Raw genomic sequence first — 23,214 nt, forward strand, 5'->3', positions numbered from 1 at the left:
ACACATAGGGCACAGGGCACGAAAACCCGATATACTCGATGTACGTCCCCTAGAGGTTACCCTAGAGGTTAGAGGTTCTATAGGACAACGTTTTTACGAATCTCGCGCACCTTGACTAAGTTAATGACTTAGTCTATTATGATTTAAGAGGTGTTAAACATGGTAACGGTCAACATTTATGAGGCAAAAACCAAATTCTCTAAACTTCTAAGTCGGGTTGAAGGTGGAGAGGAGATAATTATCGCAAAGGCGGGAAGGCCGATAGCCCGTATCGTTCCTCTATCCTCAAAGGCTGAAAAGCGTATGCCGGGCAGCGCGAAAGGACGCATTATTATAAAAGAAAGTTTTTTTGAGCCTTTGCCTGAAGAAATATTGAGGGAGTTTGAGGAATGATCGCTTTGATGGACACGCATGTGTTTTTATGGTGGATCACCGAAGACCCGAGGCTTCCGGCCGCCGTAATCGAGTTAATCAGCAATAGCGATAACGAGTTATTTTTCAGTGCTGCAAGCTGCTGGGAAATAGCGATAAAGGCTCAACTTAGCAAAATTGAAACGACTGGCGAACCTGAAGATTTTATACCCGATCAGATGGCCAAGAACGCAGTCCAGGGGCTGCCAATACAATTAAGCCACGCATTACATGTGTATAATCTCCCCAACCATCACAGAGATCCTTTTGACCGCATGATTGTGGCTCAGGCGCAATTAGAGAGAATGCCTGTAATAACTTCTGATCCATTAATAGCGAAGTATGACGTTACTGTGTTCTGGAATGAGAGCTAATCTCTAAGCCGCCATTTTTTCTACGCCGGCATGACTTTAAATGCGCCGCCAAGCACAAAACGTATCGTCGCCATATTGACCAACTCAAGCAAGAGCTATAGTATCTGCAGTGAAATGAATTCCTTAAAGAGCTTTAAAACATATCAAACCCTCGGCCGATGGCTTCTTGTTCTCATCTGTCTAGGGACAATCGCGTACTTTTCCGGCCAAACCTTTGCGGAGCAGGATTTGCGACCGAAAATCCGTCAACAGGAACGCTTCGTCGAGGCGATCAAGAGCCTACCCGAGGTCGAGTTCACATATAGTAGAAAACCGCTCAATAACCTGCGAAACCCGGTCGATTTTGCCCATTTCTGGATTCGAAAGGGGGCGCACGTACTCGTCTACGGCATCTTTGGGTTAGCGCTCTTGGCGGCTTTGGGAGACTTGCGCATGCGTTTGTGGAAGAAGTGGATGGTTGTTCTTGCGCTGGTATTCGTCGTTGCCTTATTAGATGAGTGGCACCAGTCTATTGTCGGCGACCGGACAGGCATGTTCAGGGACATCGTGCTTGATACGGTTGGCTTCGTCGTAATCTCAAGCATCGCGCTCATAGTGAGAATCACAGCACGCCGTTTTCGTTCTATGGCTCGACCCTTTTAATGGGAACAAGGGGATGCGAACAAGGAACAAGGGGACGCACCTCGGATATATCGGTTTCCATAAAGAGATTTTCTCTCCCCGCACGCAGCAAAGGATATCATTACCAGGGTCAGGTCTAGTCTGATTTTTGCTAGAGGTAAAACTGTGGCCAAGTCAAGGCTTGCAGCTCTAAGAGGGCAAAAACAACTATCGTGGCCGCCTAGAAATCTAGGAAACTGCCCTGTTTGCAGTCGTAGGGGTCAGACCTCATTATCCTCATTTATCGTAGGGGTCAGACCTCATTATCCTCATTTACCAGCGTATTTATAACTCTATTTTCAAATTCAGCACTTCCTAAGAATATCCGGTTTCTAATCAGTTGTTTTGGCTGATAAGCGCTGTGTTGAATCATTGATTGGGAACGCAAGGGATAGGAAAGACTTCGTCCGCGCACGCAAAAACAAACCGATCAATATTTAACCGGTTCGTTCAAGGTTTAGTCAATTAATGAGCAGTCGCCTGGAAAGCCTAGCTTCCCAGCCCGTTGAGCTTTTTCATCATCTTTGATTTCTTGTTGGCGGCGTTGTTCTTGTGGATGATGCCTTTCTCAGCGGCCCTATCGAACTGCTTCACGGCGGCGTTCATCGCTGACGCAGTCGCGTCTTTGTCGCCGCTTGTCCACGCGCTGTTAAACTTTGCCGCGAATGTTTTAAGCGCTGACTTCGCGCTTTTGTTCCGCTGGCGTTGGCGCTCGGCCACTTTGATGCGTTTGATTTGTGACTTTATGTTTGCCAAGGTAATCCTCCTTTTATACACGTAAAACAGAAAAATTCTATCACATTGCCGCGCTTATCGCAAGCATAACCGCACGATAAGCTTAAAGGCGTGTCAAATATTTCGCGGGGGTCAGTCGCGGGGGTCAGACCTCACTATCCTCATTTACCAGCGTATTTATAACTCTATTTTCAAATTCAGCACTTCCTAAGAATATCCGGTTTCGAATCAATTGTTTTGGCTGATAGGCACTGCGCTTCTTTTTCTTTTCGACAAAGGCTTGAAATCTCTTTTGTTGAGTTATAGGTCTTTTGCCAAAATAGGAGAAGATCTCTTCCCGTTCGATCAATAGGTTGTCATCGCTGCCACTTATGTCGTCTTTTAAATACAGTGGGTAGCTTGAGTAAGGATAGTCTGTAACTTCCTTGACTAGGCCTGCTCGAACAGGGTTTTGGTGAATATAACGGAGAAGTTCAAGCAGGTGAGGTTCTTCTTCTACTAACACACTCTTATAGCGGCCTTGGAATAGATGGCCGCATCGCGTGTATTTTCTGTTTACGTACATGGTATAGGCGGTGTGCAGCGTTTGCATAATCCTTGATAAGCTTCCGTTTTCGGTGGTTTTAAGTAGCAGATGGGTGTGGTTTGGCATTAGGCAAAACGCATAGAGAGAAAACCGATACTTTTCTTTTGCCTGGGTCAGGTATTTGATAAAAGCGAGATAGTCGTTCTTTTCCCAGAAGATAAGCTCCCGGTTGTTACCACGGGCGGTGACATGATAGAGAAGGTAAGGAATATCAAACCGAGGTTTTCTTGCCAACTTACACCCCTTCTGTAATTTGCTTAACCAACAATTATCTCATAGGTGCTATCGCGTAGTAGCATATAATAGCAATAGCATAAAAAAGCAAATGCATGTATAGTATAGAACAGATGATATTTAAGAACAACAGAAATAAGTGCACATTGCTTAGAAGAAAAGAATGTTGGTCGGAAGAAAAGAATGCATGTGAAGAAAAATAATTCTGTTGTTGTTAGGCGGATTAGGCGGAAGAAATAATTGACGCCGGACAGGCGCCGGACAAGAAGGCATACTGAAAAAACGAGCACACGTTAGTCATAAGAAAAAGAAAAAACCAACAGGAGGAAAGCAGATACGAGGGGGAATCGGTCTGCCTGCGCCCTTTCGGTAAATCAGTGTTTTGTTATTTAAGTGTAACAAGAAATTAAGATACGAGGGGAAAAAGGGGGAAAGCGAGATTAGGGATTAGTCTTAGCTGGTCAGGGCAGTCTGGGAGGTCTGACCCCGCCTATACCCCGCCCCTACGGTTTCGAATCGACTGTTTTTATATGTCCTCTATGCCGATAATAATAACATTGCAATGTTATTATTATTAAATTACAATGACATTGAGGTGTAATCAATGGACCTGTTAACGTTTAATCCTTGGTGGCGTGAGGGTAGATTGCATGCAGCCTTGGTGGGGAAAAAGCGAAAAATATTTACCGAAGTATTGAGCTATCTTGACCTAAGACAAATTCTCATATTTTCGGGCCTAAGGCGGGTCGGTAAAACAACCCTGATGTTTCAGCTTATCGAGGAACTTCTATCAAGAGGGATAAATCCTTATCATATCCTCTATTTTTCCTTTGACGACGAGATTAGCGAAATAAAGAATATTTTTGACATTTTTGAAAAAGAGGTGCTCAAGGAGCGCATTTCGGGTGTCGGGAATGTCTATGTCTTCTTTGACGAAGTGCAGAAACTTGAGAATTGGCCGGAAAAAGTAAAGATCATCTATGACCTTTACCCGAATTGCAAGGTATTTCTTTCGGGCTCGGCTGCAATAAACATCATAAAAGGAACAAAGGAGAGTTTAGCTGGTAGGTTTTTTGATTTTCGCATCGAGCCCCTTAGTTTTGATGAGCACCTAATATTCAAAGGAGTGGAGATTGACAACGAAAGGGAAGACATATTTGAGGTAGAGATAAAAAGGCATCTTAATGACTTTCTTAAAACCGGCGGTTTTATTGAGGCGATGCACTTCAACGACATGCAACTAAAAAAATATTTCAAAGAAGGATTACTGGAGCGCATAGTTTATAAGGATATCCCGGGCGCTTTTTCGGTTAGTTCGCCCGATCTCTTAAACCGGCTTGTGCGCATTTGTGCGGGGAGGCCGGGCATTTATCTTGATTATAAAAACATAGCCAATGATTTGGGTTACGATCAGAGAACAATTGCGGACTATTTTTCCTATCTGGATCACGCTTTACTTATAAACAAGCTTTATAATTATTCGCCCAACCTTCTAGCCAGCGAGAAAAAGATGAAGAGGGCGTATCTTTCAAATACAGCGTTTACGCTGGCTCTTTCAGAAAAAGTAGAATTGCCCATTTTACTTGAGCAGTTTTTTGTACAGCTTTTCAAGGCAAGGTTTTTCTCCAGAACACCGCAAAAAGACGAAGTTGATATAGTTCTTGTCGCCGACAAGCGTCTTATGCCGGTAGAAGTTAAGATAAAGCCCGAGATTAGAGAAAGAGATATTGTGCCGATAATTAAGTTTTTGAAAAAAACCGGCTCAAAGAAAGGCTGCTTGATCTCGGGTGGCGACGAGAAGACTTTTGTTAAAAATGGCTTTATCGTAAAGGTTATACCTTACTGGAAATACTGGAGCATGCAAAGGGAAATAGAAATGTAGCTTATACTACAATCCAACAAAACAGGAGCCAACAAAACAGGAGCCCGCAAAACAGGTGCCAGGCATCTGGCTGTAAACAAGATTAACGATTAGGATTAGCAGCTCAGGATAGCCGAGGAGGTCTGACCCCGTGTTTACCCCGTGTTTAAGATTGCGCTATGCTATAATTGTTAAGATTTTGACTGCGGATTTTCTTATTTACCACTTGTTTTTCTAATTAGAGGTGCCGGGCGCAAAAATGCGAAATGGAGAATACGTAGCAGCAACAGAAGAGTTCAAGGCGCCATCGATTGCAAAATCTACCGCGAAGATGTCTATAGCGACAATATTCAGTCGAGGGACCGGCTTCATAAAGACGATGGTGCTGGCCTACGCTATCGGCATAGGTCCGATTGCCGATGCGTTCAATACCGCCAACGTTATGCCCAATATTATCTTCGAGCTGGTTATGGGCGGAATTTTGGGCTCGGTTATCATCCCGGTCTATATCCAATATCTAACAGACAAAGGGGATGAAGAATCCCGCTACATGATAAGCAACCTCACGAATATTATTTTTGTCCTGGGTATTGCGTTGAGTTCGCTAGGTTTTTTATTTGCACCGGCTATCGTTGGATTGATGACCATGCACGACCCGTCGAAGGCGACCCCGCTGATGATATTTTTCTTCAGAGTGTTCTCCCTCAAGATAATGTTTTACGCGTTGGCTGCGGTGTTTACCGGCGCGCTTAACTCACAGCGCCGGTTCACGATACCGATGGCGGCACCGATCTTCAATAACCTGGTCGTCATTGTAGCGGTTCTGGCCCTGTACGTTCCGTTTAGCGAAAGCAACCCCGATTTCGCCTTGGCGGCGTTGGCCATCGGAACGATGATGGGCGTAGTGGTGATGGCCCTGGTGCAAATCCCGTCGGTCTTAAAGATAGGCTTAAGACCACGGCTCTCTTTTGACTTGCGCCACCCGGCGGTCAAGCAGGTAACAAGATTAGGCATTCCGATGCTCGGGTTTGCGGCCACCACCCAAGCCAACACGTTTATCATCTATTCTCTGTTGCAGCCATTCGATAAAGGCCCGACCGCCTACGCATACGCGCTGGCGTTCTTTCAGTTGCCCTACGCGATATTTATCGTCTCGATTACGACCGCCATCTTCCCGGAACTTTCTCGGTATGCGAATAACAAGGATTTTCAGAGCTTCAAGAAGACCCTCTCGCTCGGCGTCCGTTCGACCTCGTTTATTACCATCCCGTCGGCTATCTTTGTCGGGTTAATGGCAAAGCCGATTATCGGCCTCACGCTCCAGCACGGGCTATTCGACGAAGCCGGCACGACGATTACGGCGGCGGTGCTGACGTCCTTTGCTTTCGCACTCCTATCGTTTTCACTTTACAATATGTTGACCAGGGTATATTATTCACTCCAGGACACAAAAACGCCGTTAAAGATAGGTGCCGTCAGCGTTCCGTTGCAGATTCTGTTTAACTTCCTATTCATCGGTATCATGGGGGTTCCCGGTCTGCCTTTGGCATACGCGCTGGCGCTTACTTTTGCCGTCATAGCCCAGCTTTATGTGCTGCGACGTAAGATTGGCCCGATTGGGGCTTCGCATATGCTTAAAGGGATGGGAAAGCAGGCCATGGCGGCGATTCCGGCGGGGGGCGCGATGTATCTCGTTTCCCACGGGGTCGGGGGCCTGGAGTTACCGCGTATGCTCGGGCTCGCTGCTCAAATCGGAGGCGCGGCGGCGCTCGGCTTTGTCGTCTATCTCGGGCTGTCCCTATTGTTCGGTGTTGAAGAGGTCGATTTTATTAAGAAGTTATTAAGGAAGTTTAAGGGCGCGAAAGCGGCATCTATATAATGAATCACAATATAATGAATCAACAGAATATCAGAAATTTTAGCATTATCGCCCATATAGACCACGGCAAGTCGACGCTTGCCGACAGGATGCTCGAGGTCACGCATACGGTCTCGGGTCGCGAGATGATGAACCAGGTCCTCGACTCGATGGACCTCGAGCGCGAGCGCGGCATCACTATAAAAGCCCGCGCCGTGCGCATTAACTACAAGGCCAAAGACGGGCAGGATTACATCCTCAACCTTATCGACACCCCCGGACACGTCGACTTCACATACGAGGTCTCGCGCAGCCTCGCCGCCTGCGAGGGGGCGCTGCTCGTCGTCGATGCGGCCCAGGGAGTCGAGGCGCAAACACTCGCAAACACTTTCTTGGCGCTCGAGAACGACCTCGAGGTCGTTCCGGTCATCAACAAAATCGACCTTCCCAGCGCCGACCCCGTCAGGGTGGCCAGGGAGATAGAGGAGAGCCTCGCCATCGATACGAGCGATGCGCTGCTGGTTAGCGCTAAGACAGGGGAGGGCACGCTCGACGTGCTCGAAGCTATCGTAAGAAAGATTCCCGCGCCCTCGGGCAAGCCGGATGCGCCGCTAAAAGCGCTAATATTCGACTCGCTGTTCGATTCGTACCGGGGCGTTATCGTCTATATCCGCGTGGTAGACGGCTCGATAAAAAAAGGCGACAAAATCAAGATGATGGCGACCGGGCGCGTGGCCGAGGTCGAAGAGATAGGCGTGCTCCGCCCCGAGATGCAGAAGGTGGGCGAGCTTGCGGCGGGTGAGGTCGGCTATCTTATCGCCGGCGTCAAGGATGTGCGCGACAGCAAGGTCGGCGACACGATAACGAATGCGAAACACGGCGCCGAGACGCCGCTTCCCGGCTACAGCGAGGTCAAACCGATGGTCTTCTCGGGCCTATACCCGGTCGACGGGGGCCAATATGAGGATTTGCGCGACGCGCTCGCGAAATTGCAGCTAAACGACCCGGCGCTCATGTACGAGCCGGAGACCTCTTCGGCGCTCGGCTTCGGTTTCAGGTGCGGTTTTCTCGGGCTGCTCCATATGGAGATAATCAAGGAGCGCCTCGAGCGCGAATACAACCTGGAGCTGGTGGCGACCGCGCCGAGCGTGTCGTATAGAATAACCAGGACCAACGGGGAGCAGAGCGCTATCAGGAATCCTTCGGATATGCCCCAGCCCCACGAGGTGGAGACGATGGAGGAGCCGTTCGTCTCGGCCGTGATTCTGCTGCCGCCGGAATACGTCGGCGCTATCATGGACATATGTCAGGATCGGCGCGGTGAGTTCAAGAATATGCAGTATTTGAGCGAGAACCGGGTCGAACTCCATTATGAGCTGCCGCTCTCCGAGATATTGCTCGACTTCTTTAACCAGCTCAAGTCGCGCACCCGCGGTTACGCGTCGCTCGACTATGAGCACCTGGGGTATCGCCGGACCGAGCTGGTCAAACTAGACGTGATGTTGGCCGGTACGCCGGTCGACGCGTTTTCCAGCATCGTTCCGAAGGAAAAGGCCTATTACCGGGGCAAAGAACTCGTGGCCAAGCTCCATGAGATAATCCCGAAGCAGATGTTCGAGGTCGCCATCCAGGCGGCGATAGGGAGCAAGATAATCGCGCGTGAGACCGTCAAAGCGAGGCGCAAAGACGTTACCGCCAAGTGCTACGGCGGCGACATCAGCAGAAAGCGCAAGCTTCTCGAGAAGCAGAAGGAAGGCAAGCGCAAGATGAAGCAGGTCGGACGGGTAGAAGTACCGCAAGACGCTTTCATGCAGGTGCTAAGGGTGGAGGATAAGTAGCGAAGCGAGTCACCGTCTCCGCTGGTAAGGACGACCCCTGTGAAAAGCAAAGCCCGTTTATTAGAACAACTGAAAAGCGTTCCGCACAGCCCCGGCGTCTATCTCTTCCGGGATATCGACGCCAAAGTAATATATGTAGGTAAGGCGAAATCCCTCAAGAACCGCGTGCGTTCGTATTTCCACAATAGGGGTATGGACCCCAAGACCAGGGCGCTCGTCGAGCGTATCGCCGACTTCGATTTCCACGTGACCGGCAATGAAATAGAGGCGCTCGTGCTCGAGTGCAACCTTATAAAGAAATACCGCCCGGTTTTCAACGTCTCATACCGGGACGACAAGAGCTATCCCTATCTAGCGATAACCTGGCAGGACGAGTTCCCGCGAATCATGGTGACGCGGGAGCGCCACAAGAAGGGCACGAAATATTACGGCCCCTACACGAGTGTGCAGCCGGTGCGCGAGACTTTCGACACCTTAAGGCGGATATTCCCGTTCCGGACATGCAAGCGCGCCAAACCCGGCAAATCGACCGGCTCGCCGTGCCTCAACTACCACATCAAACGCTGCCTGGGGCCGTGCATCGGCGCGGTCGCCAAAGACGAGTACCGGGCGATGATGGAGCAGGTCGAGTCCTTCTTGGAGGGGCGCCCTAACCCCGTCGTCAAGCAACTCGAAGTCGAGATGGAGGCGGCGGCGGCGGGTCTGGAGTTCGAGCGCGCGGCGCGCGTCCGCGACCGGCTCGAAGCCGCCCGGCATGTCCTGCGGAAACAGAAGATCGTCTCGGAAGCCGGTGAGGACTACGACGCTATCGGTTACAGCCTCGACGATTCGCTGGCCGGCGTCAACCTGCTCGTCGTGCGCGACGGCAAGCTTATCGGCAGCGATAATTTCGTTCTGGCGCGGGGTGCGCTCGACGACGATGTAGTCGGCGCGTTCATCAAAGAGCATTATCTCTCATCGGTCGCCGTGCCTCCGCAAATAATCGTGCCGGGCGCGGTCGAAGACCGGGAGTTGATAGAGGAATGGTTGGGCCTTCGTCGCGGCTCCAAAGTGACCATAAAGACGGCGCAACGGGGGGCGAAGCGGGATTTATTGGAGACGGCGTCGGCAAATTCCCGGTACGCGCTGGTGATGTCGGCCATAAAATATTCATGGGAGCGGGAGTCGGCCTCGCTTGCCTTGACATCGCTCACGAGCGCCCTCGGACTTGCCGGCCCGCCCCGGCGAATCGAATGTTTCGATATATCGACGATTCACGGCCATAACTCCGTAGGGTCGATGGTCGTTTTCACCGATGGCCGTGCGTCCAAGGCGGACTATAGGAAGTTCAAAATAAAGTATGTCGACGGTCTCAACGATTTTGCCATGATCCACGAGGTAATCAGCAGGAGACTGCTCCATTTGGGCGATGATTTCGACCCCTCGTTCGCTACCGTGCCCGACTTGATAATCGTCGACGGCGGCAAAGGCCAGCTCTCGGCCGCCATGTCGGCGCTCAGGGAGAAGGGCTACCCGGATATTCCCATCATCGGCCTGGCCAAGCGGGAAGAGGCGGTGTTTATGCCGGGGCGGCCCGACCCGCTCTTGCTGGAGAGGTCATCGGAGGCGCTCAAGCTGCTTCAGCGGGTGCGCGATGAGGCGCACCGCTACGCGATTGCCTACCACCGCAAACTGCGCGGTAGAGCGATGGTAGAGTCGACGCTCGACAAGATATCGGGAGTCGGGGAGAACCGGAAGCGTTTGCTCTTGACACATTTCGGCGCGCCCGGCGCGATTGCGGACGCCACGCTCGAAGAATTAAAAAGCGTACCCGGCCTGCCGGATATAATCGCCGAGCGGGTACACCGCCACTTCCATAGCAGCGGGGGAAACTTCCGTAGCAACGGGGGAAACTTCCATAGCAGCACGGGAAACTTCCATAGCAACGGGGGAAAGTTGTGAAGACTTATTGCTTCTACGAGACGGTGTGGGGCGATGGAGCCTTGCTCTTTAACGAAAAAGGATTGGAGCGCGTGCTCTTTCCGTCGCCGTCGGCGCGGGATTTGTCGGACGAGCTAAACAAGCATTTTGAGCAGTATAAACACATCCAGGGCCGGGATTATGGTTTAAGCTCTACTTTAGCTAGATACTTTAGCGGAGAGCGGGTCGGTTTCGATGTCGAGATAGATTTCGGGCGCCTGAGCGATTTTGAGCGCGCTGTATTGAGCAAACTAAGAGGTCTTTCCTATGGTAAGACCATCGGATATAAGGATTTGGCGAAGGAGTGCGGGAGGCCTCGTGCCGCGAGAGCTGTCGGCAACGCGCTTGCGAAAAACCCGGTGCCGATTGTGGTGCCGTGCCATCGTATACTCAGAAACGACGGCCGCCTCGGGGGATGGAGCGGACCGCAAGGTTGGAAGGAGCGACTGCTCGAACTCGAGGGGATAGCATTGGGCGACAGCGATCGGGTACGGGCGTAGCGATCGGGTACGGGCGGAAGAAGCTCTAAGTTAAAGAGTAAAGACCTGACCCCAGGTCTTGGGCGACAGTGATTGAGTGTAAGCGGTAAAGCCGGTCACATACTCACAGCGCATCGGCGTGAAGCCGAAAAATAAGTTAGAATATAATAAAACGCGGGAGTGAGGTAGAGCAGCTTTTGAATCCTAACATCGAATTCGCAATTATAACGGGACTGTCCGGCGCGGGAAGGTCCGAAGCGATAAAGTGCTTCGAGGACATGGGGTTTTTCTGCATCGACAACCTGCCCCCGTCACTAATCCCGAAGATGGCCGAGCTGGCTACGCTTCCGGGAAGCAAGGTCAATCAAGTCGCGGTCGTCTGCGATGTGCGCGGAGGGGAGTTCTTCGACGACCTCCTGGAAGAGCTGCGGAAGCTGAAAGAGCAGCGTATCACCTACCAGATTCTTTTCTTGGAGGCCTCCGATGAGGTGTTGGTAAAGCGTTTCAAGGAAACGCGACGCCGACACCCGCTCTCCGAAGAAGGGGCAATCGTCGAAGGCATCCACAGAGAGCGCCGTATCATGGAGCAGCTCAGAGGGCAGGCCAACATCATCATCGATACGAGCAATTTAGCACCCTTCGAGCTGAAAGATAAGATCCGCACCGCGATTCTCAAGCAGGATAAGCAGAAAAAAGGCATCATGATAACTATTATGTCGTTCGGCTATAAGTACGGCATGCCGCTCGACGCCGATTTAGTAATGGACGTGCGCTTTCTGCCCAATCCGCACTACATCGAAGCGCTCCGGGATTTTGACGGCACGAACGAGAAGGTCTGCGATTTTGTGTTAAACAGGTCCGAGAGCCGCACCTTCATCAAGAAGTTCACCGGCATGCTCGCCTTTTTGCTGCCGAGGTATGTCGCCGAAGGCAAGACCCACCTTACCATAGCGATAGGGTGCACCGGCGGAAAGCACCGCTCTGTGGCCATTGCCGAAGAAGCGGCGAAGTTCTTGCGCGAGAAGGATTACAATGTCGTTGTACGCCATCGCGATTACAAGAGAGGCAAATAGGCTGTCGGCAAAGGCTTCAGGCGGGAGATAAGGTATTATATGTCGGGGATAAAAGTCACGGCAATCGGCGGAGGGACCGGTTTGCCTATAGCGCTTAAGAGCATAAAGGAGTACGCGTCCGAGGTCACGGCGATAGTCAGCGTGGCCGATGATGGGGGAAGCTCCGGTCGCCTCCGTCGCGACCTGGGCATGCCGCCGCCCGGTGATATCCGCAACTGCCTGGTGGCACTTGCGGGCGATGAGCCGATGGCCGAGCTTTTCAAGTATCGTTTCAAGGAAGGCGTCGGAATCGCAGGGCACAACCTCGGCAACTTGATAATCGCCGCGCTCACCGATATGCGGGGCGGGTTTGATTGCGGTATAAACGCCGCCGCGGAGCTGCTCGACATAGAAGGGCGGGTTCTCCCGTCGACGATAGACGATGTGATATTGCGGGCGGCGACGTATGCCGGGGACCCGATTGAAGGGCAAGCCAGTATCGCAACGACGACCAGGCCGCTTAAAGAGGTATATTTAGACCCGCCCGATACGCAAGCCTACTCGGCGGCGGTCGAGGCGATTCTCGAGGCGGACCAGGTTGTCATTGGGCCGGGCAGCGTATTTACGAGCATTCTCCCGAATCTGATAGTCAAAGGTATAGGGAGGGCGCTCTCGGAGACGAACGCGCTAAAGATTTATATCTGCAACGTCATGACGCAGCCGGGGGAGACCGACCTTTTCACCGCCTACGACCATATCGGCGCGATTTTCGACCATGGCCCCAGCGACTGGGTCGATGTTATGATAATCAATTCCGAGCCGGTGCCCGAAGACAGGGTCATCGATTTTGCCGAAGACAGACGTTATCAAGTCTCCGCGAATTCCGAGGACATCGAGGCCCTGGGTGTAAATGTCATCCTTGCCGATGTGCTCGATACGGACAAGCCTTCATATCATAGCTCAAAAAAGCTGGCGGCGGTATTGAGGGAGCTAGGGTAGCCACGGAGTGAAGCTCAAGGAGTTTTAGTTGGCATTTTCAACACAGGTCAAAAACGAACTCGCCAAATTGCAGCCGAAACGCGCTTGCTGCACGCGGGCCGAAGTATCGGCGATAATACATATGGACGGAACGCTTCATCTTCTCGGAGATGGGCGCCTCACGCTCGATATCGCCACGGAAAACGCGGCGGCGGCGCGTCTTCTGTATAAATATTTGACCGATGAGTTCTCATTGAAGGTCGAATCCATAGTCAGGAGATCGGTTCTGCACAAGGTCTACAATTACCTTATCCACATCCCGGACCAGCCGGCCATCACGCAGGCGCTCAACGAGATCGCCATAATCGACGACCGGTCGCGCTACGTGCCCGGCATATTGCCGAGAATCGTCAAACGCGACTGCTGCGCGACGGCTTATCTGCGCGGCGCGTTTCTCGGGGGCGGTTTTGTAAGCGACCCAAAACGCGATTACCACTTCGAGCTGGCGACCGACAACGAGGTGCTCGCGGAGGACTTAAGTTCGCTTATGAAAAGACTTGGATTGCACGCAAAGATTAGTGAACGTCAGCGAAATTTCGCCGTCTACCTAAAGGACAGTGAAGAGATAGCTAAAATGCTCGTGCTCATCGGGGCGCACACCGCTCTTCTCGCATGGGAAGACCAGCGCATATTAAAAGAGATGCGGGGTCAAGTCAACCGGCTCGTAAACTGCGATACGGCCAACGTCAACAAAGCCGTAAATGCCGCAGCCGAACAGGTCGACCAAATCAAAGCCATCGATTCCCATATCGGTCTCGAAAAATTACCAGCGGGCTTGCAGGAATTCGCGCGCGCGCGCGTCGAATATCCCTATGTAAGCCTAAGAGAGCTGGGGGAGCTTTTCGACCCGCCGCTGAGTAAATCGGCAATCTATCACCGGGTCAGGCGGCTGTCGAGGCTGGCAAAAAGTCTTGATTAAGGTTTTACATCAAACCTTATGGGGAAAACTCAACCGGATACGCCGAAAGCCGCACTATTGTTTGATAATTTAATGTGTTAATGTGTTAAAATGTTTTTTTAAGGCTATCAGGTTTTCAAGATAGCCTTATAACATGAGTCCGCAACAACCGATGATTAATCTTACGCCTGTTAGTATTGCGGTTATCGCGGTACATGCTAGGCTGCGTTAGCATGTATACCCTCAGGATAGATAGAACATGACGGTTTAATGTAAATTGTTTTTCAGCAGGGGAGGAAATGTATGGCAATCAAGGTAGGCATCAATGGTTTCGGCAGGATCGGCAGGAATGTGTTTAGGGCCGCTTTCGACGACCCGGATATCGAGATAGTCGCGGTAAACGACTTGACCGATGCTAGGACGCTGGCGCACTTGCTCCAGTACGACTCGATATTCGGTGTTCTCGACCTAATCGTCGAAGCCAAAGAGAACAGCATCGATATCGATGGCGATGAACTTAAAGTCTTCGCCGAGCGCGACCCGTCCAATTTGCCCTGGGGCGACCTCGGTGTGGACATCGTCATCGAGTCGACCGGATATTTCACAAAGGCCGAAGACGCGAAGAAGCACCTCGATGCGGGCGCTAAGAAGGTCATCATCTCGGCTCCGGCCAAAGGCGAGGACATCACGGTAGTTCTCGGTGTCAACGACGACGCGCTCAAAGCCGAGCACAGGATAATCTCGAACGCGTCTTGCACGACCAACTGCCTCGCGCCGGTCGCCAAGTTGATACTCGATAACTTCGGCATAGAGCGCGGTTTTATGACTACGGTCCATGCCTATACGAACGACCAGGCGCTTCTCGATATGCCGCATAAAGATTTGAGAAGGTCGCGCGCGGCCGCTATGTCGATTATCCCGACCTCGACCGGTGCGGCGAAAGCAATCGGCCTGGTAGTGCCCGAGCTTCTGGGTAAGATGGACGGCATGGCTCTAAGGGTGCCGGTGCCGGACGGCTCGCTCTGCGATCTTACCTTCGAGTTGACGAAAGAGGCTACGGCCGCGGATATAAACAGGGTAATCGAAGAAGCCGCCGATACCGACCACTGGATAGATTATCTCGGCTACACCGAAGACCCGATAGTCTCCATCGATGTAGTCGGCGACCCGCGCTCGTCGATTTTCGACGGGCTCTCGACGATGGTCCATGGCAAAATCGCGAAAGTCCTCTCATGGTACGACAACGAGTGGGGTTATTCGAACAGGCTAGTCGATCTGACAAAAATGATCGCCGAATAGCGATATAGAATGCGCGACAAGATAGCAGGTGCATGCCGGCGAATGTGAGTTCCCGGCGCGCACCTGCTATCGGAAATTAAAAAGTAAAGACCTGACCCCTTTTGTGTGCGAAGCTGGGGTTGGGTAATGTTGGCTCAAAATTTGCGATACGGGACTCGGGACTGGGGATTCGAGAGACGAGATTTAATAGAGGGGGAGGAAGTTGGATAAAAAGACCGTGCGGGATATCGACGTATCCGGAAAGCGCGTGCTGGTTAGGGTCGATTTCAACGTGCCCTTACGGGAAGGTGTCGTTACCGACGACAGCAGGATAAGGGCGGCGCTGCCGACCATCGAGTACTTGGTCGAACGGGGCGCTAAAGTCATTTTGATGAGCCATCTGGGGCGGCCCAAAGGGGTAGACGATGCCTTACGGCTCGATGCGGTGGCGCAGGAACTCGCCGACATGCTCGACAAGCAGGTCGAAAAAGCGGACACTACCGTCGGCGATGATGTTGTCGAGGCCATAGACAGGTTAGGGCCCGGAGGGATATTGCTCCTCGAAAACCTCCGTTTCAATGAGGGCGAAAAGAAGAACGACCCCGAATTTGCGAGCCGACTCGGACAATTGGCCGATGTCTATGTCAACGACGCGTTCGGCGCGTCCCATAGGGCGCACGCCTCGATTGTCGGTCTCAGTAAACATATGCCGGCGGTCGCCGGTTTGCTCCTCGAAAAAGAGATAGACACCCTGACCGCCATCCTTAAAGACCCCGACCGACCGCTCATCGCTATTTTGGGCGGGAGCAAAGTATCGGACAAGATAGGCGTCATCGAAAAATTTCTCGACATCGTCAACGCGCTCGTAATCGGGGGCGGGATGTGTTTCACTTTTCTGAAGGCCAAAGGTTACGATATCGGAAACTCACTGCTAGAGGAAGACAAACTCGACTTTTGCCGTCGGATAATCGAGCGAGCAGCGCAAAAAGACATCCCGATTTATTTGCCGTCGGATGTGGTCATCGCGAAAGAGATAAGCCCCGATGCCGAAGCGAGAATCGCCCATGTCGACGCCATCCCCGATGGTTGGATGGGCTTGGACATCGGGCCGGACTCGATCGCCGCGTACCGGGGCGTTATAGGTAAGTCGCGCACGCTCTTTTGGAACGGGCCGATGGGCGTCTTTGAAATCGAGCAGTTCTCGCGGGGGACCGAAGAGATAGCGTCGGCTATCGCCAATTCGGTGGCGACAAGCATTATCGGCGGCGGTGATTCGATTGCGGCGCTGAAAAAATTTCACCTCGAAAACAAGGTCACGTTTGTCTCTACCGGCGGCGGCGCCTCGCTCGAATTGCTCGAGGGTAAAGTGCTCCCCGGTTACGAAGCGCTGATGGATAAGTAGGCCTTGAGCAACCGCAAAATCGAAAGGAGAATGCATGTCGGATAAACGTCGAATAATAGCAGGTAACTGGAAGATGTATAAGACCGCGAAAGAAGCCGTCTTTTTGGTACAGGAACTAGAAGACGAACTCGATGGTATCGCGACGGACGGCACGGGTCTGGCGGGTGTCGAGGTAATCGTCTGTCCGCCTTTGACGGCGCTCAAGAGCATCTATACGGTGCTGGGCCAGGATAAACCGCCGATAAAGCTCGGCGCGCAGAACATGCACTGGGAGGACGAGGGCGCGTACACCGGCGAAGTCTCACCGGTGATGCTAAAAGACCTCGAGTGCGAGTTCGTAATAATCGGTCATTCCGAGCGGCGTATGTATTTCGGCGAGACCGATGAGACGGTAAACAAAAAGGTCAAGGCCGCGCTGGCGCACGACATCACGCCGATCATGTGCTGCGGAGAGTCACTTGAACAGCGCGAATCCGGCCAGGCGGAAGCTTTCATCGGGTCGCAAATCTTGGGGGGCACCGAAGGGTTAAGCGAAAGCGACATGAAGGACTTTATCATAGCCTACGAGCCGATTTGGGCGATAGGGACCGGCAAGACGGCGCTTCCCGAGGATGCCAACAGCATTATTTCTCACATCCGCAAAGTATTGGCTTCGAGATTTGACGAAGAAATCGCCAAAGCAGTGCCGGTTCTTTACGGCGGAAGCGTCAAAGGCGGCAATATCGCGGAATTCATGGCCGAGCCGGATATCAACGGCGCCCTGGTCGGAGGCGCGAGCCTGGAGGCGGAGAGCTTCGCGAGCATCGTACGCAACGCGAGAAAGCAGTAGTTGCGGTTGAATGCTAAGATAGCATAGGGCGACCGCGACTTGGTGACACGCGAGGTCGTTGCGGGGCGTGAAATTTATTGTTTACCACCCTGAACTGGAGAGATAACTATATTGAACGAGCAAACGATAACGAAGCGACCCAAACCGGTTGTCCTTTGTATCCTTGACGGTTGGGGAGAGAACCCCGATTTAGAGGGAAACGCCGTGGAGGCGGCCGACACGCCCAATCTCGACCAGTATAAAGAGGCATATCCGTTTTCGACCCTGACGGCCTCGGGTGAGGCGGTAGGCCTGCCCGAGGGGCAAATGGGAAACTCGGAGGTGGGTCACCTCAATATCGGCGCGGGACGTGTCGTCTACCAGGAAATCACGCGAATCAGCAGATCGATTCGCGACGGCGATTTCTTCGAGAACGCGGCGCTCCTTGAAGCTTTTCGCGGTTGCGCGAAGGAAGGAAGGGCGGTTCATCTGATGGGATTGCTATCCGACGGCGGGGTCCACAGCCACGAGGAGCACCTGTTCGCCTTAATCGACATGGCGAAGATGAACGGCGTCGAACGCCTCTATATCCACGCTTTTCTCGACGGACGCGACGTTCCGCCGAAGAGCGCCCTCGAGTACTTCGAACGGCTCGAAGAGAAGATGCGGGAGACCGGGCTCGGCAGGGTAGCCACGGTTATGGGCCGCTACTATGCGATGGACCGGGATAACCGCTGGGACAGGGTGAAGACGGCGTATGACGCGATGGTCTACGCCGAGGGTGAGCGCGCGTACACGGCGGCTGAGGCGGTGGAGTCATCGTATGAAGCATCGCGCGTCGATGAGTTTGTGATGCCTACCACAATCATCGACCCCGAACGCGATGCGCCCGTTGCGACGGTCGAAAGCGATGATTCGGTTGTTTTCTTTAATTTCAGAGCCGACCGGGCTCGCGAGATAACACGCGCTTTTATTAAGGATGATTTTACCGGGTTCGACCGGGGACCGAGGCCGCCCGAGGTATCTTACGTCTGCATGACCCAATACGATGCCAATTTTGACGCACCGGTAGCTTTCCCGCCGCAAGAGCTTACAAAAGTTCTGGCCGACGTCCTTGCCGTGCATGGCCTGCGGCAACTCCACGTCGCCGAAACCGAGAAGTACGCCCATGTCACGTTCTTCTTCAATGGCGGGGAAGAGACGCCGAAACCGGGGGAAGACCGCGTGCTTATAGCCTCCCCGAAGGTGGCGACCTACGACCTCAAACCGGAGATGAGCGCCGATAAGGTAGCCGACGCGGTCGTTCACGCCATAAGTACGGATGATCATGATTTCATTGTCGTCAACTTCGCCAATGGAGATATGGTGGGGCACACTGGTGTCTTTGACGCGACTGTCGAAGCGGTCGAAGCGGTCGACAGGTGCGTGGGGCGCATCGTAGAGTCGGTTCGGAGAGCCGGGGGAGTCATCCTGATAACCTCCGACCACGGCAACGCCGACAAGATGACCGACAACATGCACGACCAGCCTTTTACGGCGCACACCACCAACAAAGTACCGCTTTATCTTATAACTGATGAGCGCGTGAGATTGGCTGCGGGAGGTATCCTCGCCGACATCGCGCCGACCCTTCTCGATATCTTGAAAATCGAGAAACCCGCGGAGATGACCGGGCGGTCGCTGATTGAGCGCGATTAATGCGCGATTATTCCAATGCTTTGCGAAATATGCTATTCTTTTAAAGGCTTATTATTTTAGGAGGTTACCGTGGTAGTTTTTGTTGAGACGATTCATGTTATCTTTTCGCTCGGCCTAATCGTCGCCGTTCTTCTTCACTCGGGCAAAGGGACCGGTCTTTCAAACGCTTTTGGCGGCGCTCTTCCTACGACGTTTTCGGGCACGAGCATTATCGAGAAGAACCTCAACCGTATAACGGTTGCGATCGCTATCGGCTTTGGTGTTACGAGCATGATTCTTTACTATATAACCCAAAAAGGTGTCCTTTAAGGCATCTAGGTCACACCGGATGGCCCTATATCGAGAACGGCACTGAGCCCATCATCGCCGAGGGTGATTCCTGTTTATGCTGGTTAGAGAAAATGATGGTTAGAGAAAAATATGTATTGGCATATTTGCTAATTCTAGCACTTACGTTGACCCTCCTGGCCGGCTGTAGCTCTTCGAACGACGGCGACACGGCGGGCGCCGTAAAACCGGGGGAGCCGGTGGCCGGCGGAGACCTGGTCGTAGGTATCAGTGAGGAGCCTGTGAGCCTCAACCCGTTTCTCCCCGACGGAACCTCCATGGCGACAAAGCTGGTCACAGCGAATATCCTCTGGGGATTACTCGTCGTCACCCCGTCGCTTACGCACGCCCCCCGTATCGCCGAAACCGTTCCGACGCTTGAAAACGGGCTGGTGACGCGGAACCCGTTTACCGTGACCTACCGGATAAAAGAGGAAGCCATATGGAGCGACGGGGAGCCGATTACTTCATGGGATGTCCAGTTTACCTGGCAAAATATCATGGACCCCAAGCGAAATGTCGCCGACCGCGCGGGCTATGACAAAATAGAAACCATCCAAACCCCGGACGCCAAAACCGTGAAGATAGTCTTTAAGGAACCATATATCCACTATAAAGAGCTATTTTCGACGACTTACCCCATATTGCCTAAGCATCTACTTAACGGTAGGAGTTACGACGATTTGCTTAGCCAAATGATAACGTTTGCGAGCGGGCCGTACAGATTCAAGAAATGGACCAAAGGCGAAAGCATCACTATTACCAGAAATGAGAACTTCTGGGACAAAGAACCCTACATCGACCAGGTAATTTTTAAATTCACGCCCAAAACCGACTCGATGTTTACAGGGCTTGAGGAGGGCAAGCTGGATATGGTCTATGCGCCGTCCGACCTAAAATTCATCGAGCGCCTGATCACGCTCGAAGGCAAAGAAGTAAGAATAGAGCCGGGTCTCGTCTGGGAGCACATCGGGTTTAACTTGAAAAACGCCTATTTAGGGGACGAGAACGTACGAAAGGCGATAGCCCATGCGTTGGACCGTAGGAAGATCGCCAAAGAAGCCACCGGGGACGAGAAAGTCCTGCAGAGTGTCGTGATGCCGCTGCAAGACCGTTACTACGTCTCCTCGTGGAAAACCTATGACTACAACCCGGACAAGGCGCGGGAGTATCTGCGGAAGGCGGGTTTCAGCCGAGGCGCGGACGGAATTTACGAAAAAGAAGGCAAGCCGCTTAAGCTGGCGATAAGCACTACCACCGGAAACGCGGTAAGGGAGCGGACGGTCGAAATAATCCAAGAAAACCTAACGCGGGCGGGGATACGGGTCGAGGTGGCGAACTCTTCGCCGGCAACATTTTTCAACACGAAGTTGTCCCGAGGAGATTTTGAAATAGGCGTCTGGGCGTGGCTCGCCGGCGATGAGCCCAAACTACAGCATCTTTTTGCGTCGGATATGGCTCCACCGGCGGGGTTTAACTATTACGGCTACGATGACGGCTTCCTCACCGATGTCGTTAAACGCCTTAGCCGGACCATCGACCAAAAAGAACGTGCGGCTGTCTATAGAATCGCGCAGGACAAGCTGAGCGACGACGCGGTGGTAATCCCGCTTTACCAGCATCCCCATGTCATAGCTTATGATGGTCGTGTCCATGGCGTCCGCGACAATGTCTCCTTCGAAGGGCCCCTTTGGAATCTGCATGAGTGCTCGATTGCGAAGTAGGCGGTTTTAGCCCGCCCACTCCTGTCGGAGACGTCATTCTCCCGAAGCGTCGATTGAATAACCTTATCTTTGTTACAAGTCTTTGCTTGCCGGGTATATAACGAATCGCGGGCGAATACCAAGCTTGGAGGTGACTTGATAATGAAGCAATACGTCTGTCAGATGTGCGGCTATGTATACGACCCGGCCAAGGGCGACAAAAAAGGCAACATACCGCCCGGGGTGGCGTTTGAAGATTTGCCGGACGATTGGAAGTGTCCTTTGTGCGGCGTATCGAAATCAAAGTTCGCACCGATGGTCGAGGGATAAGACATCGTTATTTGGATAGAGCCCGCGAGTAAATATCGTCTATTGAAGGGAGAAACGGCATGGCAACCAAAAACGGGCAGAAGTATAAATGTGAGATTTGCGGCAACGAGGTCGTCGTCACGCATGAGGGCGATGGCGAACTCGTATGCTGCGGCCAGCCGATGGGCGTTATCGGCGAAGGTTTCAGTTGCAGCGCGTAAGCAGACTATTTAATATTGGAGTATCAGGGATTTTGTAACTCAAAATAGCAACCTTGCAACCAGGGATTTTAATTGACGTAGCTCAGCCCTTTAGGGCTGATAACGGCCATGCATATGCGATTATCAGGGCTAAAGCCCTGAGCTACGGGAGCATGCATATGTGATTATCAGGGCTAAAGCCCTGAGCTACGGGAGATAAAATATGAGTTGCAAAATCTCTGAGTATGTATTGGGGGCGTGATTATATGGCGGTTGAACTGAAAAACGGAATATGTTGGGTCGGTGCCGTCGATTGGTCGATACGGGATTTTCACGGCTACGAGACGCCGCGCGGAACCAGCTATAACAACTACCTTATCATGGATGAACAGGTGACGCTCGTCGATACGGTCAAGCACAGTTTTGTCAGCGACATGGTCGGAAACATCGAGCGCCTTGTCGACCCCGCGAAGATAAAGAACGTCATCGTCAACCACATCGAGAACGACCACGCGACCTCACTCGGGGCCGTCATGCGGCTCGCCCCCGACGCCAATGTCTACATCACCGAGAAGGGCAAGAAGGGCATCGCGCGCTTCTTCGATATCTCGAAGTGGAACATCAACGTCGTAAAGACGGGTGACACGCTCAACATCGGCGGCCGCAACCTGGTTTTTCTGGAGACACCGATGCTCCACTGGCCGGACTCGATGATGACCTATATCCCGGAGGACAAGTTGTTGATAAGCCAGGACGGTTTCGGCCAGCATATCGCCTCGGCCGAGCGCTTCGACGACGAGTATATTCACGCCCACTCCCAGGCCGAACTCGACGACGCCGTCGCCGACTACTACGCGAACATCCTCATGCCGTTCGGGTCGATAATCAAGTCGAAACTTGCCGAAGTGCAAAAACTGGGGCTCGATATCGAGATGATCGCGCCCGACCACGGCGTCATCTGGCGCAAGTTCCCGCAAAAAATCGTCCAAGATTACCTAGACATGGCCGACGGCAAAGCCGACCTGAGTGTGGCGATCATCTACGACACCATGTGGCGGGGTACCGAGATGATGACGGTGCCGTTGACGCGGGGTATCATCGATGAGGGCGTGGCTTGCAGGGTCGTCAAGCTCAGGGCTAATGCGCGAAGCATCGCGGTCAAGGAGTTCTGGAAGGCGCGCGGGGCGCTTATCGGCACACCCACGCTAAACAACCTCATGTTCCCGACGGTCGCCTCGTTCCTGGCCTATCTGCGCGGCTTGAAACCGAAGAATCGTATCGTCGGCGCGTTCGGCAGCTATGGCTGGGGAGGCGGCGGCGTAAAGAACGTCTATGAAGAACTCGGCAAGACGGCGGTCGAGGTCTACGAGCCCGGCATCGAAGCGCACTACCGCCCGGACCCGGACGATGAGACCAAAGCCTACGAGTACGGTCGCGACTTCGCGAAAAAGGTGAAGGAGTACCACGGGCAGTTTTAGCCTGCGAATCAGCCCTGAATTAAAATCC

The 23,214-nt window shown here is 52.7% G+C and carries 22 protein-coding genes; 20 read left to right on the forward strand and 2 right to left on the reverse strand.

All coding sequences use genetic code 11. The features are described from left to right. The first annotated feature begins 159 nt into the window (after positions 1-159). From KGZ93_06770 to KGZ93_06780, 3 genes are all read left to right on the forward strand, one after another. Positions 160-393 carry a type II toxin-antitoxin system Phd/YefM family antitoxin gene (locus tag KGZ93_06770; GenBank protein MBS3909314.1) on the forward strand — a complete coding sequence of 78 codons (234 nt, stop codon included), beginning with the start codon at positions 160-162 and terminating at the stop codon, positions 391-393. Continuing rightward, positions 390-785: a type II toxin-antitoxin system VapC family toxin gene (locus KGZ93_06775; protein ID MBS3909315.1), complete on the forward strand. Its 396-nt coding sequence runs from the start codon at positions 390-392 to the stop codon at positions 783-785. Before KGZ93_06770 ends, KGZ93_06775 begins: the two co-directional genes overlap by 4 nt. 114 nt (positions 786-899) lie before the next feature. Continuing rightward, positions 900-1,427: a VanZ family protein gene (locus KGZ93_06780; GenBank protein ID MBS3909316.1), complete on the forward strand. Its 528-nt coding sequence runs from the start codon at positions 900-902 to the stop codon at positions 1,425-1,427. A 507-nt stretch (positions 1,428-1,934) separates the two neighbouring features. Here KGZ93_06780 and rpsT read toward each other — a convergent pair. Beyond that, positions 1,935-2,201, reverse strand: coding sequence for a 30S ribosomal protein S20 (rpsT, locus tag KGZ93_06785; GenBank protein MBS3909317.1), 267 nt, complete (start codon positions 2,199-2,201; stop codon positions 1,935-1,937). A gap of 124 nt (positions 2,202-2,325) precedes the next feature. Continuing rightward, a complete protein-coding gene (locus KGZ93_06790) occupies positions 2,326-3,000 on the reverse strand; it encodes a transposase (protein MBS3909318.1) in 675 nt (224 codons plus the stop codon). 604 nt (positions 3,001-3,604) lie between these two features. On the opposite strand from KGZ93_06790, the gene KGZ93_06795 reads away from it, so the two are divergent. The 17 genes from KGZ93_06795 to KGZ93_06875 all read left to right on the forward strand — a co-directional run bounded on the left by KGZ93_06795 (position 3,605) and on the right by KGZ93_06875 (position 23,186). Next, positions 3,605-4,882, forward strand: a complete 1,278-nt coding sequence (locus KGZ93_06795) for an ATP-binding protein (GenBank protein MBS3909319.1) — start codon at positions 3,605-3,607, stop codon at positions 4,880-4,882. Between the two features lie 238 nt (positions 4,883-5,120). Further along, entirely contained in the window at positions 5,121-6,740 is a 1,620-nt protein-coding gene (murJ, locus tag KGZ93_06800; GenBank protein ID MBS3909320.1) for a murein biosynthesis integral membrane protein MurJ, read from the forward strand. 14 nt (positions 6,741-6,754) lie between these two features. Beyond that, positions 6,755-8,557, forward strand: coding sequence for a translation elongation factor 4 (lepA, locus tag KGZ93_06805; GenBank protein ID MBS3909321.1), 1,803 nt, complete (start codon positions 6,755-6,757; stop codon positions 8,555-8,557). Between the two features lie 39 nt (positions 8,558-8,596). Next, on the forward strand, positions 8,597-10,498 hold the full coding sequence (uvrC, locus tag KGZ93_06810) for an excinuclease ABC subunit UvrC (protein ID MBS3909322.1): 1,902 nt from the start codon (positions 8,597-8,599) through the stop codon (positions 10,496-10,498). Then, on the forward strand, positions 10,495-11,016 hold the full coding sequence (locus KGZ93_06815; protein MBS3909323.1) for a methylated-DNA--[protein]-cysteine S-methyltransferase: 522 nt from the start codon (positions 10,495-10,497) through the stop codon (positions 11,014-11,016). The genes uvrC and KGZ93_06815 overlap by 4 nt, the downstream gene beginning before the upstream one ends. A gap of 188 nt (positions 11,017-11,204) precedes the next feature. After that, positions 11,205-12,068: an RNase adapter RapZ gene (rapZ, locus tag KGZ93_06820; GenBank protein ID MBS3909324.1), complete on the forward strand. Its 864-nt coding sequence runs from the start codon at positions 11,205-11,207 to the stop codon at positions 12,066-12,068. 39 nt (positions 12,069-12,107) lie between these two features. Next, positions 12,108-13,046 (forward strand): uridine diphosphate-N-acetylglucosamine-binding protein YvcK, encoded by a 939-nt coding sequence (gene yvcK, locus KGZ93_06825; GenBank protein MBS3909325.1) that lies wholly within the window; start codon positions 12,108-12,110, stop codon positions 13,044-13,046. A gap of 28 nt (positions 13,047-13,074) precedes the next feature. Continuing rightward, positions 13,075-14,004, forward strand: a complete 930-nt coding sequence (whiA, locus tag KGZ93_06830; protein ID MBS3909326.1) for a DNA-binding protein WhiA — start codon at positions 13,075-13,077, stop codon at positions 14,002-14,004. A 282-nt stretch (positions 14,005-14,286) separates the two neighbouring features. Further along, positions 14,287-15,282 carry a type I glyceraldehyde-3-phosphate dehydrogenase gene (gene gap, locus KGZ93_06835; protein ID MBS3909327.1) on the forward strand — a complete coding sequence of 332 codons (996 nt, stop codon included), beginning with the start codon at positions 14,287-14,289 and terminating at the stop codon, positions 15,280-15,282. Positions 15,283-15,484: 202 nt separating this feature from the next. Continuing rightward, complete coding sequence (locus KGZ93_06840) at positions 15,485-16,663, forward strand: phosphoglycerate kinase (GenBank protein MBS3909328.1); 1,179 nt, start codon at positions 15,485-15,487, stop codon at positions 16,661-16,663. 34 nt (positions 16,664-16,697) lie between these two features. Then, on the forward strand, positions 16,698-17,492 hold the full coding sequence (gene tpiA, locus KGZ93_06845) for a triose-phosphate isomerase (GenBank protein ID MBS3909329.1): 795 nt from the start codon (positions 16,698-16,700) through the stop codon (positions 17,490-17,492). Positions 17,493-17,618: 126 nt separating this feature from the next. After that, complete coding sequence (gene gpmI / locus KGZ93_06850; GenBank protein MBS3909330.1) at positions 17,619-19,169, forward strand: 2,3-bisphosphoglycerate-independent phosphoglycerate mutase; 1,551 nt, start codon at positions 17,619-17,621, stop codon at positions 19,167-19,169. 69 nt (positions 19,170-19,238) lie between these two features. Then, positions 19,239-19,478, forward strand: a complete 240-nt coding sequence (secG, locus tag KGZ93_06855) for a preprotein translocase subunit SecG (GenBank protein ID MBS3909331.1) — start codon at positions 19,239-19,241, stop codon at positions 19,476-19,478. Between the two features lie 116 nt (positions 19,479-19,594). Then, positions 19,595-21,220 carry a peptide ABC transporter substrate-binding protein gene (locus KGZ93_06860; protein MBS3909332.1) on the forward strand — a complete coding sequence of 542 codons (1,626 nt, stop codon included), beginning with the start codon at positions 19,595-19,597 and terminating at the stop codon, positions 21,218-21,220. Positions 21,221-21,361: 141 nt separating this feature from the next. Further along, on the forward strand, positions 21,362-21,529 hold the full coding sequence (locus KGZ93_06865) for a rubredoxin (protein MBS3909333.1): 168 nt from the start codon (positions 21,362-21,364) through the stop codon (positions 21,527-21,529). A 59-nt stretch (positions 21,530-21,588) separates the two neighbouring features. Next, positions 21,589-21,729: a desulfoferrodoxin FeS4 iron-binding domain-containing protein gene (locus tag KGZ93_06870; protein ID MBS3909334.1), complete on the forward strand. Its 141-nt coding sequence runs from the start codon at positions 21,589-21,591 to the stop codon at positions 21,727-21,729. 245 nt (positions 21,730-21,974) lie between these two features. Continuing rightward, positions 21,975-23,186 carry an FprA family A-type flavoprotein gene (locus tag KGZ93_06875; GenBank protein ID MBS3909335.1) on the forward strand — a complete coding sequence of 404 codons (1,212 nt, stop codon included), beginning with the start codon at positions 21,975-21,977 and terminating at the stop codon, positions 23,184-23,186. The last annotated feature ends 28 nt before the right edge of the window (positions 23,187-23,214 follow it).

The organism is Actinomycetota bacterium, assembly GCA_018333515.1.
Lineage (GTDB): Bacteria > Actinomycetota > Aquicultoria > Aquicultorales > Aquicultoraceae > Aquicultor.

What these genes read in the sequence shown, in the direction of transcription:
- KGZ93_06780 (MBS3909316.1), top strand. Translation starts at nt 900, where the DNA reads ATGAATTCCTTAAAGAGCTTTAAAACATATCAAACCCTCGGCCGATGG.
- gap (MBS3909327.1), top strand. Translation starts at nt 14,287, where the DNA reads ATGGCAATCAAGGTAGGCATCAATGGTTTCGGCAGGATCGGCAGGAAT.
- KGZ93_06875 (MBS3909335.1), top strand. Translation starts at nt 21,975, where the DNA reads ATGGCGGTTGAACTGAAAAACGGAATATGTTGGGTCGGTGCCGTCGAT.
- KGZ93_06865 (MBS3909333.1), top strand. Translation starts at nt 21,362, where the DNA reads ATGAAGCAATACGTCTGTCAGATGTGCGGCTATGTATACGACCCGGCC.
- murJ (MBS3909320.1), top strand. Translation starts at nt 5,121, where the DNA reads ATGCGAAATGGAGAATACGTAGCAGCAACAGAAGAGTTCAAGGCGCCA.
- yvcK (MBS3909325.1), top strand. Translation starts at nt 12,108, where the DNA reads ATGTCGGGGATAAAAGTCACGGCAATCGGCGGAGGGACCGGTTTGCCT.
- KGZ93_06795 (MBS3909319.1), top strand. Translation starts at nt 3,605, where the DNA reads ATGGACCTGTTAACGTTTAATCCTTGGTGGCGTGAGGGTAGATTGCAT.
- KGZ93_06770 (MBS3909314.1), top strand. Translation starts at nt 160, where the DNA reads ATGGTAACGGTCAACATTTATGAGGCAAAAACCAAATTCTCTAAACTT.
- lepA (MBS3909321.1), top strand. Translation starts at nt 6,755, where the DNA reads ATGAATCAACAGAATATCAGAAATTTTAGCATTATCGCCCATATAGAC.
- tpiA (MBS3909329.1), top strand. Translation starts at nt 16,698, where the DNA reads ATGTCGGATAAACGTCGAATAATAGCAGGTAACTGGAAGATGTATAAG.
- KGZ93_06870 (MBS3909334.1), top strand. Translation starts at nt 21,589, where the DNA reads ATGGCAACCAAAAACGGGCAGAAGTATAAATGTGAGATTTGCGGCAAC.
- KGZ93_06775 (MBS3909315.1), top strand. Translation starts at nt 390, where the DNA reads ATGATCGCTTTGATGGACACGCATGTGTTTTTATGGTGGATCACCGAA.